Source organism: Phenylobacterium aquaticum (genome assembly GCF_947378715.1).
Taxonomy (GTDB): Bacteria; Pseudomonadota; Alphaproteobacteria; order Caulobacterales; family Caulobacteraceae; genus Phenylobacterium; species Phenylobacterium aquaticum_A.
The window spans coordinates 1-4,324 of the sequence record NZ_CANCLE010000233.1 but is presented as its reverse complement, the minus strand read 5'-3'; the positions used below and the strand labels follow the sequence as shown (position 1 = coordinate 4,324).

Here is a 4,324-nt window from a genome sequence, read left to right as displayed (position 1 = left end):
TGCGCCGCCCAAGCTTGAACGCAGGAAGGCGAATGACTGAGAGCGCTCACCCCCTTGTTGCCTGCGTAGCAGTTGGCGCGATGGGCCTTTGGTGGGTCTTAGCGCCGACCTCAGTGATCCGCCTTCATAGCAGCCTCGGATCACGAACCACTGAGAGGCTTGGCCCTGGCGTCGTGAAGGGCATCGGCGTGTTGATCCTAGTCAGTTCTGCGATGGCAGGGGCGGCATTCGCCCTCAAAGGTTAGCTTGCACAGTATACCAACGTCATTCGCTTGACGAGAACAAAATCAGAACATATAGTCCCCGTCAAGCTCTTTCCACCGTGAATCCAAGCCCTTACCCCCCGACCACCGTCACGGGAGGGGGAAGGAAAATACCACTTCACTCACCGCCTCAATTCGCCCGGCAGGCGCCTCAGTAGGCCCGGCCGATCAGCACCTCTTCCACGCCTGGCTCGCCGGTGAAGATGCAGGGTGCGAAGCTCGCCGGCTGGTCCAGCGGGGCGTTGCGCAGGGTGAGTTTGTGGATCTTCAGCTTCTGCTCGATGGCCTCCAGCCCCTCGCCGGTCGGCCGTGACCAGGAGGCGCGGACCCAGCCCTTGAAGGCCACGCCCTCCTCGTCGTCGTCCGGGGCGGCGCCGAAGAACTCGGTCAGGCCGTCATAGGTGGTGATGTCGCGGCGGATATTGGCGTCCAGCCGCGCCTTGGCCTCGTCGAACAGGGCCTGCTGGATCGCGGCCAGCAGGGCCGGGACCTGGGCCACGAAGTCGTCGCGGCTCAGCGCCTGGCTCTTGACCTTGTCGCCGTCGCGCAGGTCGTCGCGGCGCATGAAGCTGACCATGCCGGCGGCCACGTCGCGCGGGCCCAGCTCGACGATGATCGGCGCGCCCCGGCACACCCAGTTCCAGCGCTTCTCGGCCGAGCGCTGGTCCTTGGTGTCCAGCAGGGCCCGGACCGGCTCGCCGAGCGCAAAGGTGTCGTTCAGGGTGGCGACCAGGGCCTGGCCAAAGGCCAACACCTCGGCGTCCTCGGGCTTGCCGCGCAGCATCGGCACGATGACCACCTGGCGCGGCGCAATGGCCGGCGGCAGGCGCAGGCCGTCATCGTCGCCATGGGTCATGATCACCCCGCCGATCAGCCGGGTCGAGGTGCCCCAGCTGGAGGTGTGGCAGAATTCGAGCTCGCCGCTCTCGCCCTGGAAGCGGATGGACTGGGCCCGGGCGAAGCTGGTGCCCAGATAGTGCGAGGTCCCGGCCTGCAGGGCCTTGCCGTCCTGCATCATGGCCTCGATCGAATAGGTGTTGTCGGCCCCGGGGAAGCGCTCGTTCTCCGGCTTCTCGCCGGCCACCACCGGCATGGCCAGCACGGTCTCGGAGAATTCCCGATACATCTCCAGCGCCTCGCGGGTGGAGGCGAGCGCGTCCTCGCGGCTGGCATGGGCGGTATGGCCCTCCTGCCAGAGGAACTCCGAGGTGCGCAGGAACAGCCGCGTGCGCATCTCCCAGCGGACCACATTGGCCCACTGGTTGATCTTCATCGGCAGGTCGCGGTGGCTCTTGATCCAGCGCGAGAAGGCGTCGCCGATGATGGTCTCCGAGGTCGGGCGCACGATCAGCGGTTCGTCCAGCTTGGCGTCGGGATCGGGCTGCAGCTTGCCGTCGATCAGCTTCAGCCGGTGGTGGGTGACCACCGCCATCTCCTTGGCGAAGCCCTCGACGTGCTGGGCCTCCTTGGCGAAGAAGCCCAGCGGGATGAACAGCGGGAAGTAGCAGTTGTCGACGCCCATCGCCTTGATGCGCCGGTCCATGGTCTGCTGGATGCGTTCCCAGACCCCATAGCCCCACGGCTTGATGATCATCGAGCCGCGCACCGGGCTCAGTTCGGCCATGTCGGCCTCGCGGACGATGGCCTGATACCAGTCGGGGAAGGACGATCGGTTGCCGGTCATGCGGCTGACGCTGAGGGCGCGTTGCATAGGGAACTCCGTGTGTGGGCTCTCCATAATGGCGCCCGCCCACATGGCAAAGCCGGCTTGCGCGCCGCCGGTCAGATGCTAGACCCTCGAACATCTGTTTCAATACAAGGGAGCGAACGATGAACCCCGTTGAGTTCAAGGATCTGGGCGGCCTGGTCGGGCAAGAAGTTGGCGTTTCGGATTGGGTCGAAATCACCCAGGAGCGGGTCAATCTGTTCGCGGAAGCCACCGGCGACCATCAGTGGATCCACGTCGACGTCGAGCGCGCCAACAAGGAAATGGGCGGCCCGATCGCCCACGGCTACCTGACCCTGTCGCTGATCCCGTTCCTGTCGGCCGGCCTCCTGCCGGTCAAGGGCGTCAGCCGCGGCATCAATTACGGCTCGGACAAGGTCCGCTTCGTCAACATGGTCAAGGTCGGCAAGAAGGTGCGCCTGCGCCAGAAGCTGCTGGGCGTCGAGCCCAAGGCCGGCGGCGTGCAGATCCGCAACGAGTGCACCATCGAGATCGAAGGCGAGGCCAAGCCGGCCTGCATCGCCGAGACCCTGTCCCTGCTCTACGCCTAACTAGTCCGGCGAGGCGGCTTCCTCCGCGGAGGCCGCCTTCGCCCCGACCACGACCTCGGCGCTCGCCGTCGTGACGGGCGCGGCCTTGTCGTCCAGCAGGCTGATCGTCTCGCGGATGAACCGCGCATGGGTGACGATCCCGATCTCCAGCCGCTCACTGTTCAGTTCGACCTGCTGGGTCAGCAGGCCGGCGATGAACTGCGTCGGGGCCTCGTCGGCCGCGCCGACCCTGCGGCGACCCACCTGGGACATGAACACCGGCCCGCCGGAATTGCCGGGGAAGACGCTGAAATCCAGCAGGAAGGTCGGGAAGATCTTGGCCGGCGCCACCGGATAGGAGGCGACCCGTCCTGAGCGCAGGATCGGGAACCCGGCCTGGTTGGCGGCCAGGCCGCGCGGGAAGCCGAGCGCCATCATCTCGTCGCCGGCCCCCACCTCCAGCTGGGTGAAGGTCTGGTCCTCGGCCAGCCAGCTTTCCGGGATCGCCGCCTTGGCGAAGGCCTCGGGCGCGATGATCGAGAGGGTCGCCACGTCGCGGGACGGATGGTGGGTCCAGAGCGCGTGGCCGGCCTTGTCGCGGATCTTCAGGGTGGCCGGCGCATAGGTCCAGGAGCCGTCAGGGTTCTCGACCCGATAGCCGATGCGGGCGTCAGACCCGGGCATTTTCTCGAACACGTGGTTGGCGGTGACCAGCACCACCCGGGGCTTGCCGTCGGGGGTCGGGGCCTCGATCAGGAACCCGGTGCCCACTGTCCGCGTTCCGTCCCCGAGCGGTTGCTCGAGCTGAACGGTCGCGTGGATCAACTCCATCGAGAGATCGTAGGCCATCGACGCCCCCTGTCGGGATCAGTACGCGATCCGACTAGACGACGATGTTCTGACGGCATGGTTAACGCAATGCCGATGGGGCGTCGGCGCGCTGCGCTCAATCGACGCGATGGCCAGCGGGTCGCTGGTTGTCCCTGAGCGGTCAGGCGCGCAATGTTCCCGGGCATGACAGCTTCCCCCAAGAGACCCCTCGCCCTGGTGACCGGCGCCTCGTCCGGCATGGGCGCGGCCTTCGCCCGGGCCTATGCGGCCCGTGGGCACGACCTGTGCCTCACCGCCCGCCGGCTCGACCGGCTAGAGGCCCTGGCCGCCGAACTCTCCGCCGCCCACGGGATCGAGGCCTTCGCGGTCCCGGCCGACCTCGGCGGCTTCGAGGCCGAGCGGCCGATCCTGGACGCCATCGCCGCGCGAGGTCGCCACGTCGATGTGCTGGTCAACAACGCCGGCTTCTCCATTCCCCAGAGCTTCGCGGCCACGCCCTGGCTCAGGCAGCGGGACTTCCTGATGACCCTGGTGGTCGCCCCCTGCGCCCTGGCCCATGCGGTGATCCCCGGCATGGTCGAGCGCGGTGGCGGCAAGATCATCAATGTCGCCTCCCTGGCGGGGTTCGCACCCGGAGCGGCCGGCCACAGCCTCTATCCCGGCGCCAAGAGCCTGATGATCAAGTTCTCCCAGGCCCTGGACGCCGAATATCGGGCCAAGGGCGTCGCGGTCACCGCCGTCTGCCCCGGCTTCACCCGCACCGGGTTCGCGGAGGCCAATGACACCCAGCACCTGATGGACGAGGCGCCCCGGATGTTCTGGCAGTCGGCCGAGACCGTGGTCGAGACCGCGATCCGCGCCAATGAGCTTGGCCGTGTTGTGGTCATACCCGGCTGGCACAACCAGCTGGCCGCCGCCCTGCTGCACTATCTGCCCCAGGGTCTGGTCGCCGCCGCAGTCCGCAGGGGTTCGGC

Annotated in this window: 4 protein-coding genes; 2 read left to right on the top strand and 2 right to left on the bottom strand. The window is 67.4% G+C overall.

Annotated features, from left to right (window positions below; genetic code table 11):
* Nucleotides 1-414: 414 nt before the first annotated feature.
* Nucleotides 415-1,974 carry an aminoacyl--tRNA ligase-related protein gene (locus Q7P21_RS19580; RefSeq protein WP_304179979.1) on the bottom strand — a complete coding sequence of 520 codons (1,560 nt, stop codon included), beginning with the start codon at nucleotides 1,972-1,974 and terminating at the stop codon, nucleotides 415-417.
* A 119-nt stretch (nucleotides 1,975-2,093) separates the two neighbouring features.
* Here Q7P21_RS19580 and Q7P21_RS19575 point away from each other — a divergent pair, with 119 nt between their 5' ends.
* Nucleotides 2,094-2,540 carry a MaoC family dehydratase gene (locus tag Q7P21_RS19575; protein WP_304165620.1) on the top strand — a complete coding sequence of 149 codons (447 nt, stop codon included), beginning with the start codon at nucleotides 2,094-2,096 and terminating at the stop codon, nucleotides 2,538-2,540.
* Here the strand turns inward: Q7P21_RS19575 and Q7P21_RS19570 are convergent, their stop codons facing one another.
* Nucleotides 2,541-3,368 (bottom strand): serine protease, encoded by an 828-nt coding sequence (locus Q7P21_RS19570; RefSeq protein ID WP_304165623.1) that lies wholly within the window; start codon nucleotides 3,366-3,368, stop codon nucleotides 2,541-2,543.
* A gap of 198 nt (nucleotides 3,369-3,566) precedes the next feature.
* Between Q7P21_RS19570 and Q7P21_RS19565 the strand changes: the two genes are divergently transcribed.
* The coding region (locus Q7P21_RS19565) for an SDR family oxidoreductase (protein WP_304179976.1) at nucleotides 3,567-4,324 on the top strand (758 nt) is incomplete at its 3' end.